This is a genomic window from Azospirillum endophyticum (assembly GCF_016595245.1).
Taxonomy (GTDB): Bacteria; Pseudomonadota; Alphaproteobacteria; order Azospirillales; family Azospirillaceae; genus Azospirillum; species Azospirillum endophyticum.
Map to the genome: position 1 here is coordinate 281,568 of NZ_JAENHM010000025.1, position 14,077 is coordinate 295,644.

Annotated in this window: 14 protein-coding genes; 13 read left to right on the plus strand and 1 reads right to left on the minus strand. The window is 69.7% G+C overall.

Annotated elements, in window-relative coordinates:
- Positions 1 to 34 precede the first annotated feature (34 nt).
- The 4 genes from JHL17_RS08345 to JHL17_RS08360 are packed head-to-tail and all read left to right on the plus strand — an operon-like array spanning position 35 to position 4,999.
- Complete coding sequence (locus JHL17_RS08345; protein WP_200191945.1) at positions 35 to 439, plus strand: hypothetical protein; 405 nt, start codon at positions 35 to 37, stop codon at positions 437 to 439.
- A gap of 2 nt (positions 440 to 441) precedes the next feature.
- On the plus strand, positions 442 to 924 hold the full coding sequence (locus tag JHL17_RS08350; protein ID WP_200191947.1) for a hypothetical protein: 483 nt from the start codon (positions 442 to 444) through the stop codon (positions 922 to 924).
- A complete protein-coding gene (locus tag JHL17_RS08355) occupies positions 921 to 1,676 on the plus strand; it encodes a hypothetical protein (RefSeq protein ID WP_200191949.1) in 756 nt (251 codons plus the stop codon). Before JHL17_RS08350 ends, JHL17_RS08355 begins: the two co-directional genes overlap by 4 nt.
- The gene (locus JHL17_RS08360) at positions 1,664 to 4,999 is read left to right on the plus strand and encodes a type VI secretion system protein (RefSeq protein WP_247893391.1); all 3,336 of its coding nucleotides are present in this window, start codon (positions 1,664 to 1,666) and stop codon (positions 4,997 to 4,999) included. Before JHL17_RS08355 ends, JHL17_RS08360 begins: the two co-directional genes overlap by 13 nt.
- Positions 5,000 to 5,190: 191 nt before the next feature.
- Here JHL17_RS08360 and JHL17_RS08365 read toward each other — a convergent pair whose 3' ends face one another.
- On the minus strand, positions 5,191 to 5,337 hold the full coding sequence (locus JHL17_RS08365; RefSeq protein ID WP_200191951.1) for a hypothetical protein: 147 nt from the start codon (positions 5,335 to 5,337) through the stop codon (positions 5,191 to 5,193).
- A gap of 52 nt (positions 5,338 to 5,389) precedes the next feature.
- Between JHL17_RS08365 and JHL17_RS08370 the strand changes: the two genes are divergently transcribed.
- The 9 genes from JHL17_RS08370 (at position 5,390) to JHL17_RS08410 (ending at position 14,065) form a co-directional block, all read left to right on the plus strand.
- Positions 5,390 to 5,890, plus strand: coding sequence for a YcjF family protein (locus JHL17_RS08370; protein ID WP_200191953.1), 501 nt, complete (start codon positions 5,390 to 5,392; stop codon positions 5,888 to 5,890).
- Positions 5,891 to 5,932: 42 nt separating this feature from the next.
- Positions 5,933 to 6,103 carry a hypothetical protein gene (locus JHL17_RS08375; RefSeq protein WP_200191955.1) on the plus strand — a complete coding sequence of 57 codons (171 nt, stop codon included), beginning with the start codon at positions 5,933 to 5,935 and terminating at the stop codon, positions 6,101 to 6,103.
- Positions 6,104 to 6,111: 8 nt separating this feature from the next.
- Positions 6,112 to 6,897, plus strand: a complete 786-nt coding sequence (locus JHL17_RS08380) for a substrate-binding periplasmic protein (RefSeq protein ID WP_247893392.1) — start codon at positions 6,112 to 6,114, stop codon at positions 6,895 to 6,897.
- A 7-nt stretch (positions 6,898 to 6,904) separates the two neighbouring features.
- Positions 6,905 to 8,653 carry an ATP-binding cassette domain-containing protein gene (locus tag JHL17_RS08385; protein WP_200191957.1) on the plus strand — a complete coding sequence of 583 codons (1,749 nt, stop codon included), beginning with the start codon at positions 6,905 to 6,907 and terminating at the stop codon, positions 8,651 to 8,653.
- Position 8,654: 1 nt separating this feature from the next.
- Positions 8,655 to 9,965, plus strand: a complete 1,311-nt coding sequence (locus tag JHL17_RS08390) for a prohibitin family protein (protein ID WP_200191959.1) — start codon at positions 8,655 to 8,657, stop codon at positions 9,963 to 9,965.
- Between the two features lie 7 nt (positions 9,966 to 9,972).
- Complete coding sequence (locus tag JHL17_RS08395; protein WP_200191961.1) at positions 9,973 to 11,640, plus strand: ATP-binding cassette domain-containing protein; 1,668 nt, start codon at positions 9,973 to 9,975, stop codon at positions 11,638 to 11,640.
- A 67-nt stretch (positions 11,641 to 11,707) separates the two neighbouring features.
- Positions 11,708 to 12,862 (plus strand): SDR family oxidoreductase, encoded by a 1,155-nt coding sequence (locus JHL17_RS08400; RefSeq protein ID WP_200191963.1) that lies wholly within the window; start codon positions 11,708 to 11,710, stop codon positions 12,860 to 12,862.
- A gap of 31 nt (positions 12,863 to 12,893) precedes the next feature.
- Entirely contained in the window at positions 12,894 to 13,322 is a 429-nt protein-coding gene (locus tag JHL17_RS08405) for an SET domain-containing protein (protein ID WP_200191965.1), read from the plus strand.
- Positions 13,319 to 14,065: a hypothetical protein gene (locus tag JHL17_RS08410; RefSeq protein ID WP_200191967.1), complete on the plus strand. Its 747-nt coding sequence runs from the start codon at positions 13,319 to 13,321 to the stop codon at positions 14,063 to 14,065. The genes JHL17_RS08405 and JHL17_RS08410 overlap by 4 nt, the downstream gene beginning before the upstream one ends.
- Positions 14,066 to 14,077 lie beyond the last annotated feature (12 nt).

Genomic DNA, 14,077 nt, shown 5'->3' on the forward strand with positions numbered 1-14,077 from the left:
GAGCATTCCGATGGCCAGCCCGACGCCCCGCCCAATGACCCGCCCCCTCCGCCTCTGCCTCGTCGCGGCGACGCTGCTGCCGGTCCTGCTCGCCGGGGCGGGTTGCGCCCCGTTCGGCACCGAGAAATCCGCCGCGATCCTGGAGCGCGTGGCCGACGGCGACTACGATTACGGCATCCGCTACCCGTCCAAGCGGGCCCGCTACGTGATGATCGTCGAAGACGACGACGACGAGTCCTTCGCCCTCACCAACCGCCCCGCGACCGGCAGGGATACGGCCGGTACCGCGGCGGTTCCGGCGGCCGAACCGTCGGGCCCGCAGCAGAACGACCGGGTGCTGGCCCCTTGCGCCGCGGCGTCGGGCAACTGGTACCGCCACACGCCGGCCGGATATGTCTGCGCCGGCCAGCCGGGCGCGGCCGCCGCGGCGGGTGGCTGACCATGAAGCGTCTGTCCCTGGCGTTTGCCCTGCTGCTTGCCGCCTGCGCCGCGGACAAGCCCGCCCGTCCCGACGCGTCCGGCGATACGGGAGGCAACTCCGCCCCCATGCTGCGCATCGTCGCCGATGCCGACGCCAACGACCGCCGTCCGGTCGCCGTCGACGTGGTCCGGGTGGCCGACGAAGGCTTGGCGCACCGGCTCGGCATGCTCGACGCCGCGGGCTGGTTCCGCGACCGGTCGATCCTGAACGGCGAAGCCGCCGGGCGGATCGCCATCGCCTCGTGGGAGATGGTGCCTGGCCAGAGCGTGATCCTGCGCAGCCTGCCGCCCTTCGCCGCCACCCCGTCCTCCACCCTCGTCTTCGCCCGCTACGGCACGCCGGGGGCCCACCGCCGGTCGCTGGACGGTGCCGGCGGATTGGACATCCGGCTCGGACGTGACGGATTCTCATTGGCTCCGCTGGCGAAGGACGCCGCACCGTGACCGCACGCCCCGCCCCCGCTCCCAATCCGGCCCCCGCCGCTCCCGTTGCCGCCGGCAACACGGCTCGGGGGCCCGGCCCGGGCGTCCTGGCCCTGTTCCGCGCCTTCCATGCCGACCTGCTGGCCGGCTGCGCGCAGGAGCAGTCCCCATCCGGCTCGGTGGCGGAACGGCTGGTTGCCACGCTCCACGGCATGAGCGCCGCCGCGGTCGCCCGAGGCCCCGCCGCCCATGGCGTGGTGGTGAAGGCGGTCTTCGCGATGGCGATGCTGGCCGACCGGGCGCTGGCCCAGGTCAAGCCGGCGGATGCCGTCGTCGCCAGCCGTCTGTTCGGCGCCAACGCGACGCTTCAGACCTTGTTCGTCCAAGCCGACGACCTGATCCGCCAGGGGGCCAAGGCCGACCGCGACCTGGCCGCCGTCTATCTCGGCGTTTTGGCGCTGGGCTTCCCCGACGACGCGCAGGCGACGGCGCGACGCCCCTCCCTGCATAGGATCGTCGCCGGCCGGGAGGGCGGAACCGATCGCCCGCAGCCCGGCCTCGCCAGCCCACGTGCCTATGATCCGCCGGCGGGTGCCGTGTTCGGCAACTTCCGTCCATCGGCCCGGCGCTGGTGGGTGGCGGCGGGCGGAACGGCCGCGCTTTTCCTGCTGATTTCCCATCTGCTGTGGACCACCGCGGTGAACGATCTCCAACGCGACCTGCGCGGTGCCCGTGCGGCGGTCGAGGATATGGGGCTGTCATGGTCCTACTGATCCTGACGCTGGAGTTCCTGCTCTCGACCATCGGCTCGGCCATCGGCTGGGTCCTGTCCTTCGTCTTCGCCTATTTGCCCTACGCGCTGGCCGCGCTGCCGCTCTACATCCTCTACCGCGTCGTGCAGGCGCTCCGGCCCAGGCTGCGCCGGTGGATGCCCCGCCGACGCAAGCCCGCCGCCAAGGCCGCGGCCCGCACCCGGACGCCGGCGCGCCGGACCATGGCGTCGTCGCCCCTGCATGTGAGGTCGGAGGCACCGCCGCCGTCGAAGGCCGCCGCCGGCAAGCCGCCTCTGGCCCGCACCTACGGCGAAGGGCTGGACATCCTCACCCGGCAGATGCGCGGCCCCTTGCGGCGCGGCGACATTCCCTGGTTCCTGGCCTTCGGCATCGGCGGCCCCGCCCTGCTCGCCACCGACCCGACCCATGTCGGCTGGCCCGAGGACGGCAACACCGAGAACGGCTGCTGGTGGTTCTGCGAAGGTGCGGCGATCCTCCATGCCGGCGCCGACTCCGCCGACGGCTCCAGGCTCGACGCCTCCTGGCCGACGCTGGTCGCGGCGATGGCCAAGCGACCGATGCGGCGTCCCTTGGACGGCATCCTGCTGATGGTCGGCGCCGACGAGCTGCGCGCCGCAGCCGAACGCGAAGCCCCCCGCAAGGCGCTCGCCAGGCGGGCGGAGGCGCTGCGCGCCCGGCTGCTGGCCATCCGCGACCAGCTGGGCATGGTCTGCCCGGTGCATGTGGTGGTCGTCCGGGCGGAGTCCCTCGACGGTTTCACCGAGCTTTGCTCGGCGGTCCCCGCGACCATGCTGGACAGCGTCCTGGGCTGGACCAGCCCGCATGACTGGCTGATGCCCTTCGAGGCCGCCCGGGTCGACGAAGCCTTCGAGTCCCTCCAGTCGGACCTCGCGCTTCTGGAGGCGGACGCCTTCGCCGCCGGGAACGCCGGAGTCCGCCTGCCGCTGCTCCCGGCGTCGCTGGAGACGCTGCGGCACCCGCTGGCGCTGTTCCTCGATGGCGCATTGGGGGAAGCCGGGCCGGCGGATGGCGCCGCCGACCCTTTCCCGCTCCGCGGCATCGCCTTGACCGGGGCCTGCGCGACCGCGACGGGCGGGCGCCGCCCGGCCTTCGCCCGCGACCTGCTGCCCGGCCGCTCCTTCGCCGAACCGGGGTACGGCCGCCCATCGGAGGCCGCCTTCCTGCAAGGCCGCCGCCGCCGCCGCATCGCGCAGGCCGCGCTGGCCGCATCTGTGACCGTTCTGTCGCTGGCCGCGTGGCAAGGCTTCGCGACCGTATCGGCAGGCAGTCCCGCCGTCGCGGCATCGGTCGGCGACCTGCGCCGGGCGCTGCTCGCACGCGATGCCGCTGCCGATGCCCCGATGGTCGGCCGGGTGATCGCCGCCACGGCCGCGATGGAACGCGACCGGCTGGCGACGCCGCTGCTGCCGACCTCCCTGCTCGGCGGCTTCGACGAGGACAAGCGGCGGCTCGCGTCGGTCACCTTGCGTCGGGCGGTGCTGCGCCCGATCCGCGACGCGCTGCTGCCCAGCTCCGCCTTGACCGATCTGCCTCCGGTCGCCAATCCGCACCGCGTCGAGGATCTGCCGGCCTTCCGCCGGCTGGCCGCCCAGCTCGACCGCATCGGCGGCCGGCGCGATGCGCTGGAACGCTATGACCGGTTCCGCCGGTCGAGCGGGTTCGACGAACTGATGGCCCTGGCGGAGAGCGTCTATGGCGCCGTGCCCCGTCCGCCGGTGACGGCAACGGACGGCTTCATCACCCGCATCGCCGCCGGTGCCGATCTTCCCAACCTCGACGCCAAGACCATTGCGGCGGCCGTTCGGGCGGAATCGGTGCAGCTCGCCGCTCCGCTGGCCGAGGAACTCTACGTCCGCAACCCCCTGCGCCTGCGGACGCAGGCGCTGGCCGACCGGCTGCGCGCCCTGCCGGACCCGCCGACCGAAGAGGATGTCGCCGAGATCCGTCGTCTGGCCGATTCGGCCGCCGAAGCCGCAAGCTGGCCGATCGCCGCCGCGCTGCAGGACCCGTCCCGCGGGCTGCCCGATGCGATCAAGCTGTCGCTGCAGAGGGCGGCGATCGCCGATCTGCCCGGCCGGGACACGACCGACCGCATCACCGAGGCGCTGTCGACCGCTGCCATTTCCGCCCGTTCGGCAATGCTGGCGCTCGACGCGCCGCAGACGGGGCGGCTTCTCGTGAGCGGGGAAGGCGGAGCGCTGGGCCTGACCTCGGCCGTGAACCCTGCCATCGACGCGTTGTCGGCGAAGATGGTGCCGGCCCCGGCTCCAGCCATGCCGGCCGGTCCCGCTCCGGCCAAAACGGCCGACGAGCCGGCGAAGCCATCGGCTCCGCCGCCGGAAGCCGCCAAACCTCCTGTTGCCGAAGCGAAGCCGGCAGAGCCGGCCCCGACCGTCGAACAGCGCCCCGCGCCGGCGGTCCAGGCAGCCGCTCCGCCACCGCCCAAACAGGAAGCCGCCATCGCCAGCCCGCCGCTTCCGGCGGCCTACGAAGCTCCGCCTCTGCCCCGGCTGCCTCCGCTGCCGCTGCCGATGCCGCCCGCCGAAACCTTGGCACCGGATGCCGATGCGGCGGTGACGAAGCTCGCCGCAACCTTCTCCCAATCGCTGGCGGGTCGCTTCCCCTTCGTCCGTCCGGATCTTGCCCGCGGCGCCCCCGATGCCGATCCGCAGGACGTTCGCCGGTTTTTCACCCAGTTCGACGAGAACCGGTCCGCGGTCACGAAGGCCGCGACGCCGGAACTCGCCGCACTTCTGGAAAGGATGGAAGCGGCGCGGCCTCTGCTCGACGCGATCGCCCGCTCCGCTCCGGTGAACGTCCGATTCACTTACGGCACCAACCGCGCACAGGAACTCGGAGCCGAGCACATCATCGATTGGTCGATCCGCTCCGGAAACAGCGCCATCGGTGCCTCTTCCGGCTCCGCACCGCTGGTCTGGAAGGCCGGGCAACCGGTAATGCTCAGCTTCCGCTGGGCCGCCGGTTCGCCCTATCGCCCGAAGAACGCAATGGCGAACGAAGCGGAAGCCGCCGCCGGCGATACGCTGACCCTGGTGGAACGCGGTCCGTGGGCGTTGCTGCGGCTGATGAGGAGCCGGCTGGCGCCCAAAGCGGTCGATGGTGACGGCACCTTGCTGCGCATCGCCCTGCCGACCCAAACCATCGACGGCGGGCCGGTCCGCGACACGGTCCTGTTCATGACGGCGTCAATCGGTGCCGGATCGCGGGCGACCCTGCCGGCCAATGCCCTCGAACTGCCATTCCGTTTCCCCCCAAGGTAGAAGAAGCGGCCATCGCAAGAAATACCGATGACACTTTTCGTCACATATTCCGACAAAGCGCTGCAAGTTCCAACAAAACTTCCAACAACCCTGACGGTGACTTAATACGATTTTAATCAATAAAATCGTATCTAAGAGTCATATCAGTCGAGACCGGTGGGTGGATACTTCCTGCCAAGCTTCAGATGAAATCATCCTTCGCTAGTTTCTTGGCTGCCTTGCGCAGCAATAATCTTTCGTTTGTCAATCGCTGAAGTTGCAATTGACGACTGGCTGCTGCTTTCCCCCAGAAGGCTCGGCTCGGCGATGCCGAACGCACGGAAACGTGCGCTCTGCATCGAAGTTTCCACCGCAGATCAACTCTCCCCGATCCGAGAAAGGCTTCAGATCATGGTAGACCGTAAGAAGCGCGCCCAGGACCTGATCAAGTATCACAGCTACGCTTCGGGTGCCTTCGGGCTGATTCCCGTGCCGGGCGCCGATGTCGCCGCCGTCAGCGCGGCGCAGCTCAACCTGGTCCACAAGCTCGCCAAGCTGTACGGCGTCGAGTTCGCGCAGGAGCGGACCCGCGCCATCGTCGGCGCCCTGCTGGGCGGCGTCATGCCGGGGGCTCTCAGCTCCAGCGTTCTGGGTTCCGCCGTCAAGGCCGTTCCCTTCATCGGCACCGCGCTCGGCGTTGCGGTGATGCCGGCGCTGTCGCTGGCCTCGACGCAGGCGCTCGGCCGGGTGTTCGCGCAGCATTTCGAGACCGGCGGCACGCTGCTGGACTTCGATGTCGATGCGATGCGCGACTATTTCCGCAAGGAGTTCGATGCCGCCAAGGGTGAGGCCGCCGACGCTCCGGCCGCCGCTCCCCAGATGGACGAACAGCCGGTCCAGAAGGCCGGCTAAGGCCTGAACGACGGAACGCCGGGCAAAGAAGGAAGCATCGCCGTGTTCGAGCTGATCTATATCGGTCTCTGCCTGCTGGTCGGGTTTCTGGGGATCGGCCGCCGCGGCGGCTTCCTGCTTTACGCCTTCCTGGCGGTGGTTCTGACGCCGCCCGGCGCCCTCCTCGTCATGATCCTGCTGACCACCCGCGCCAAGAAGCCGGCCAAGGTGTGACGGCAGCCATGACCATGACCTTCTCCGCCGCATTCCCGTACCGGCCGGCGTCAAGGCCGGCGCTGCACCTGCTGGCATCGCTTCTGATCCTGCTGGCGTCGCTCGCCGCCGCCCTTCCGGCACGGGCCGAATATTGGACCGTCGCGTCGGAGGATCATTTTCCGCCCTACAACTACTCCTTCAACGGCAACCGCACCGGCATCGATACCGAGATCGTCAACGCGCTGCTGAAGGAGGTGAACGTCACCCCGGTCCATCGCCCGCTGTCCTGGTCCGAGGTGGTGCAGTCGATGGACGAGAACACCGCCGACATCGGCTTCCAGTTCGTCGCCTCCCCCGCCCGCTTCGCGCAGTACAACATGATCGGGCCGTTCCGCACCGGCACGACGGTGTTCATGGTGCGCAAGGACTCCACCATCACCTTTGATCGGCTGGAAGACCTGACCCCTTACCGGATCGGCGTGGTCGACGGCTTCTCCTACGCCGCCGATTTCGACGCGGCGACCTATCTGGAGAAGGTCGCGTCCAGCAGCAACGTGGTCAATTTCCGCCGCCTGATCCTGGGACGGGTGGATGTCATCGTCGGCGACCTGCATGTGCTCAACTACATGGCCAAGCAGGACGGCCGGCTGAAGGACGTCCGCGTGCTGCCCAAGCCGGTCGGGCTGATCCCGCGCTACATCGCGCTGCCCAAGGCGCGCAAGGAGAAGGCCGAGCGTCTGCAGGCCGCCTTCGTCAAGCTGCGCGACAACGGAACCATCGCCCACATTCTCGACGGCTGGCTGGCGGAGTGACCGGACGATGAGCAAGCGCCTTCCCCCGAGCCGGCCGCCGTCCTCCCTGCTGCCGCTGATCGGCCTCGCCGACCGCAGCATCCTGACCCGGCTGGTCGTCACCGGCTGCATCGCCGCCACCGCCAACCTCATCAGCCTGATGAGCCTCAGCGCCGAGCTGAGCGGCTGGATGCGCGGCGAAGTGCTGGATGCCCCCTTCCTGATCTTCTGCCTGTCGCTGCTGGTCGCCTATGCCTTCGGCAAGCGCTTCGTCTCCCTGGCCCTGACCACCGCCTTCAGCGCGCTGGCGGAGGTGCGGCGGCGGTTCCTGCGCCACGTCACCCTGGGCGGCCACGCCGACATCCTGGATCTGCAGGCCAAGCGGTCCTTCGATCTCGGCAACCACCATCTGGAACGCATCGCCGCGCTGCTGCCCAACCTGTCGATCGCCGCCAACATGATGCTGGTGGCCGCCGTCGCCTACCTCTACCTGTGGACGCTGTCGACCGTCGGCGCCACGCTGCTGCTGGTGGCGGCGGTGCTGGTCGGCGGCTGGTACGTCCGCGAGGCGCAGCGGACCCGCGCCCTGCTGGGCGAGGCCAAGGAATCCGAACTCCGGATGCTCCAGGGCTTCTCCGAGATGGTCGGCGGCAACGCCGAGGTCAAGCTGGGCAAGGCGCGGCGCGACGAGCTGAGCCAGGCGGTGGAGGCCGACGTCGCCCGCTGGGAAGAGCTGAAGCGCCGCCACGGCCGCAACCTGGGCGAACTGTTCTCCTGGATCGCGACGATCATCATCGGCTTCTCGGCGGTCTTCGTCTTCATCTTCCCGCGCATGGGCGCGATGTCGGTGTCCGAGCTGCCGCTGGTCACCTCGGTCATCCTGTTCCTGGCGCGCCCGCTGTCGAAGTTCCTCAACGCCGTGCCCGACTATGTGGCGGCGGAGGACGCGGCGGCGCAGCTGACCGCCCTGCTCGCCACCATGCCGGCGCTGGAATACGTCCCCTCCCGCACGGCCCGCGCCCCGCGCCGCTTCTCCAGCATCGAGCTGCGCGGCGTCAGCTTCGCCTACCGTGCCGGGCTGCGTCCGGAACCCTTCGTGATCGGTCCGATCGACCTCACCATCCCGGCGGGCAGCGTCGTCGGCATCGTCGGGTCCAACGGCTCGGGCAAGTCCACCCTGCTGCGCGTCATCCCCCTGCTGTTCCGTCCCGACGAGGGGCAGGTGCTGCTCGACGGACAGCCGGTGGAGGCCGACCGGCTGGAATCCTACCGCGACCTGTTCTGTGCCGTCTTCCAGGACCACCACCTGTTCACCCGGCTGCCGCAGGGTCCCGGCTTCGATGCCGAGCTGTTCCGCGAGATGCTGGCCTACCTGAAGATCGACCATCTGGTTCCGAACACCGGCGACGGGATGCTGAACCGCGACCTGTCGAAGGGGCAGCGCCGGCGCGTCGCGCTGGCGGTGGCGGTGGCCGAGGGCCGGCCGGTCGTCATCCTCGACGAATGGACCTCCGATCAGGACGCCGAGTTCCGCACCCGCTTCGCCAACGAGATCATCGGCAAGCTGCGCTCGCTCGGCCGCACCGTGATCTTCGTGTCGCATGACGGCGACGTGTCGTCGGTCTGCGACGTCACCATCCAGATGACCAATGGCCGCATGACCGGCGGCCGAATGAACAGCGAGGGAACGGACATGCCGGCCGCGACGGTCGCGTCCTCCCCCGTCATGGGCTCGGCCACCGAACCCGCCATGGCTTGCTTGCAGGAGACCGCGTGATATGGCTGACCAGGCCTTCACCATCGACGGCGCCGACGCGCTACCGAAGCCGAAGTCGCGCCTGCGCGCGCTGCTTGTCCACTGGTACGAGGAGCACCGCCGGTCCCTGCTGTGCACGCTGCTGGTCGGGGTGCTGATCTTCCTCTATTTCGCCCCGTCGATCGTCGTCTTCATCCCCGCCGGCCACGGCGGCGTGCTGTGGAAGCGCTTCCATGAGGGCACCCAGATGGGGCCGGCCCTGGCTGAGGGCGTGCACGTCATCTTCCCCTGGGACAAGATCGAGGTCTACGACCTGCGCCTGCAGGAAGACACCCGCTCCTATTCGGCGATCGCCAACGACGGCCTGAACGTCAGCATCGAGATCACGGTGCGCTACCGCCCCTATGCGGAGATGCTGGCCGCCCTGCACAAGAACGTCGGTCCGCGCTACCTGGAAGTGCTTCTGGTGCCGGAGGTCGGCTCCGTCTCCCGCGAGATCGTGTCGCGCTTCAAGGCGGACGAACTCTATGCCCACCGCCGCCTGCGCGTGCAGACGGAAACCTACGAGCAGGTCGCCGACCGCGTGATGTACGCCCAGCTGATCGGCGCCGAGAACGTGCCGAAGCCGGACGGGCGGACCAAGACCGGCTACCTGCTGATCCAGGACATCCTGATCCGCAACGTCGCCCTGCCCGATGCGATCATGGCGTCGATCGAACGCAAGATCCAGCAGGACCAGGCGGCGCAGGAATACCAGTTCCGCCTGCAGCGCGAGCTGTTCGAGAGCCAGCGCAAGCAGCTGGAAGGCCAGGGCATCCGCGCCTTCCAGGAAACCGTCCAGGCCAACCTGACCGAGAACTATCTGCGCTGGCGCGGCATCGAGGCGACGCTGGAGCTGGCCCATTCGCCCAACGCCAAGATCGTCGTCATCGGCAACGCCGCCAGCGGCGGGCTTCCGCTGATCCTCGACGCCGCCTCCAACCAGAACCCCCTGCCGGCACCCGGCACCACCACCGCCGCGCCGGGCGCACCGCCCGCCTCGCCGAACGCCAAGCTGACCTCGGTGCCCACCAGCGCCGCCGTCCCGCCGGTGTCGCAGCTGCCGTCGCTGAGCGGAGAGGGCACGCCGGGTCAGACCCCCATCGGCCAGATGCCGAGCCTGAACACCGGCGGCGGCGAATCGGCTCCCGCGGCCGGGCATCCGGCGGCCCCGGCTCCGACGCCGGCCGCCAAGCCGGAATCCGCGAAGGAGGGTTCCAAGACCGCGGCGTCGGCACCGATCCTGTCGAAGGTGGCGCCGTCCCGGCTGCTCGACATGATCCAGTCGAAGTGAGGCGGCGATGGATCTCTGGCGCATCCTGAGACGCGACGCCCTGCGCAACATCCAGCCGCTGATGCTGCTGGCGGTGCTGGCGGCCGCACTCAACCTCGCCCTGCTGACCTCGCTGAACGACGCGCTGCTGGCGCTGGACGATCCCGAAGGCTTGCAGCGGCTGCTGATCGTCTTCCTGCTGTCGGCCTTCCTGTGGCGGATCGCCCAGGGCTGGATGATGAACGCCGCGTCCAAGCGGATGCAGGCCGCCCTCGCCGTCCTGCGCGTCGACCTGCTGCGCCGGGCGGTGGCCGCCGACCTGCCGGACGCCATGGCGGTCGGCTCCTCCCGCTTGGCCCAGGTGGCGGGGCCGGAGCTGCAGCTGCTGGCGCAGGCGGTGCCGACCCTGGTCATCAGCTTCCAGTCGGTCGCGGCCATCGTGCTGTGCCTGCTGTATCTCGCCACCCTGTCGGGCGCCGCGGTGCTGATCGTGTTCGGCTTCCTGGTGACCGGCGGCATCCTGATCGGGCGTTCCGTCGTCCGGCTGGAACTGATGTCGGAGACGATCCACGAGGCCGAAGGCGCGCTGTCCGAGCGGTCGGAGCATATCCTGCAGACCCTGCGCGAGTGCAAGCTGAACCGCCGCCGCGCCGCCAACGCGCTGGCCGACGCAACCGCCTGCGCCGAATCCCTGCGCAAGGAACGCCACCGCTTCGGCGCGGAGTACAGCCACTACTTCACCATCAGCGAGCTGACCTATTACGCCGCCCTGGCCGGAATCATCTTCCTGCTGCCGGCGGTCACCAACACCGACATCGCCACCGTCATCCTGGCCGGCCATGCCGCCGCCTTCATCGCCTACCCGGTCATCACCATCGTCGCCTCCTACCCCTCCTACATCAGCGCCGAGACCGCCGCCCGCTCCTATCTGGCGGTCGAGGCCGAGCTGAAGGCGGCGCCGCTCGCCGTGACCCAGGGCCGCGGCACGGACGACGCCTTCTCCACCATCGCGCTGGAGGGCGCCACCTTCCGCCATGCCGGCCGCGACGGGACGGGATCCTTCACCGTCGGTCCGGTGGACATGACGGTCGAGCGCGGCAGCGTCGTCTTCATCACCGGCCACAACGGTGCGGGCAAGAGCACGCTGATCCACATGCTGCTCGGCCTCTATCCGGTCCAGCGCGGCATCCTGTCGGTCGACGGCGTGCCGGTCGGACCGGACGGGCTGACCGCCCACCGCGACCGCTTCTCCGTGGTGTTCTCCGACAACCATGTGACCCGGCAGCTCTACGGTGCCGCGGCGCTCGACGACGGCTTCGCCGAGGAACTCCTCGATCTCCTGGAAATGTCCGACAAGGTCGCCATCGACGGCCGCGCCTTCACCACCGTCGACCTGTCGCAGGGCCAGAAGAAGCGCCTCGCCCTGATCGCCGCCCTGCTGGAGCGCAAGCCGGTGCTGGTGCTGGACGAATGGGCGGCCGACCAGTCGCCCTATTTCCGGCGCAAGTTCTACCGCGAGATCATTCCCTGGCTGAAGGCGCGCGGCATCACCGTCATCGCGGTGACCCACGACGACGCCTATTTCGACGCGGCCGACGTGCAGCTCCAGGTCGACCGCGGCGGCATCCGCCGGCTGGTCACCACGGCTCCCCCGGCCGGCATCCCGGCCCCCGACCTCCTCCCCGCCTCCTCCTGAGGCGAAGAGTCCCTTCGTTCCTTCTTCCCCTGCCCCCATCCCTTCAGACGCGAGACAGAGGCACATCATGATCCTTCTCACCGGCGGCACAGGCTTTCTCGGCGGCTCCTTCTACCTCGACGCCGTGCAGAACGGGTCCGCGGCCGACTGCCTGCTGCTGATCCGCGGCGCCGACGAGGCCGCCTGCCGCGCCCGTCTCGCCGCCAACCTCGCCCGTTGCGTCGATCGCGCCACGGCCGAGGCCTATGCCGGCCTGTGCCAGATCCTGCCGGGCGACCTGCAGTCGCTGGCGACCAGTGCCGACCCGCGTCTGGACGCGGTGACCCACATCGTCCATGTCGCCGCCGACACCTCCTTCGACAGCCGCCACTCGGTCTGGCAGATCAACGTCGACGGCACGCTGGCGCTCGCCGCCCGCGCCCGCCGGATGAAGCACCTCCAGCGCTTCCTGCACATCGGCACCGCCTTCTGCTGCGGCGAGACGCCGTGGCTGGAAATGGTGAGCGAGGCCCCGGCCCCCGGCCACGACACGCCGCACATCGTCGAATACACCCGCAGCAAGGCTGCGGCCGAGCGCGCGCTGGCCGCCGGCTTCCCCGACCTGCCGATCGTCATCTGCCGTCCGTCGATCGTCGTCGGCCACAGCCAGCTCGGCGTGCGTCCCAGCGCCAGCATCTTCTGGTTCTTCCGTCTGGTCGACCGCACTGGCGTCCTGCCCTGCTCGCCCGACGGCTTCATCGACATCGTGCCGGTCGACTGGGCCTCGGCCCGTCTCCACGACCTGCTGCGCAAGCCCGACCTGAAGCACAACATCTACCACATCTCCGCCGGTCTCGGCAGCCGGACGACCTGGGCCGATTTCGAGGAGGCCTTCGCCGGCCACGGCCACGAGGGCACCCGCCCCTACAGCTTCTTCGATCCGAAGGGTCCGGAAGGCTGGAAGCCGTTCGACCGCGCCTATCGCCTCGCCTTCCCGCAGCGCGACATCCTGCACCGGACGATGGCCGCCGGCGGCCGCAAGTACCATCGCTTCACCGCCCAGGACATCGCCTTCGACAACAGCCGCCTGCTGTCGGAAGGCTTCGCCCCGCCGCCGCGCTTCGCCGACTACATCGGCGTCTGCCTGCAGCAGCCGCGCACGACCATCGAGGAGCAGTTCGTCGACGACGCCGCCAGCTTCGAGTTCGACGAGTCGCTGGTTCCCGCCGCCACCGCCGCCTGACATCCCAACGGGTCCGCCGGAACGAAACGACATGCCGCTCCTCATCCCCACCCGCCTCGCATCCAGCCCGATCCACGGGCTGGGTCTCTTCGCCGAGGAGCCGGTCGAGGCCGGCACGCCGGTGTGGCGGTTCGATGCCCGCATCGACCGCCTCTTCGCACCCGACGACGCCCTGCTGGACGAGTTCCCGCAGGTCTCCCGGCTGGCGGACTTCCACGGCTGCGTGATCGACGGGGTCGGCGTCCTCCTGCCGGGGGACGACGCCCGCTTCCTCAACCATGACGACGAGCCGGCGATCGGGCGGTCCGATCCCGGCGACTGGCGGATGTTCGTCGCCCGCCGTGCCATCGCCGCCGGCGAGGAGATCACCTGCAACTACGAGGACATCTGCGCCGATGTCCGCGATGCGGGTGCCGCCAGCTACCTGTCCGCCAGCGACCCATCCGGAGCGCCGGCATGACGCCGCGCGCGTCGCATCATCCCCTGCGGACCAGCATCGTCGAACCCGCCGCCCTGACACCAGAGCGGCGGGCGGTGATGTTCGCCCTGCTCAGCGTCTGGTTCGAGGGCTACGGCGAGGAGTATTTCAACGAGGAACTGGGCGACCTCGACCATTGCGTCCTCCAGGAGGATCCGAAGACCGGCGAACTGGTCGGCTTCGCCACCGTCTACCGCCAGGAGACCGACATCGACGGCACGCCGGTCGGCGCCTTCCACACCGCCCACTGCATCCTGGAACGCCGGTTCTGGGGGTCGAACGGGCTGGTGCGCGCGATGGTCGCCGAAATGGTCGGACGGGCGCGCGCCGACCGCTCGGGCCGCCTGTGGTATTGGAGCTACAGCGCCGTCGGCTACCGCTCCTACCGCTACATGCCGATGCTGTTCGTCCGTCACGCCCCCAACGCGGAGCAGACGCTCGACGCGGTCGACCGGGCTCTGCGCGACCACATCGGACGCGAATGCTTCGCCCATTACTACGATGCCGACACCGGCACCGTGGATTGGAAATGGCAGGGTTACGGCCTGACGGAGGAAGCCCGCGCCATCAGCGAGGCAAAGCTCGACAGCCCCGCGGTGGCCCAATTCCGACTCCTCAACCCGCGCTGGGCCGAGAGCGTGGAAATCCTCTGCCTCGCCCGCCTGACCGACGACAACCTCACCGCCTTCGGCCGTCGCTGGTTCCCGATCGCTCGACCTGCCTGACGCGCGCCGCCC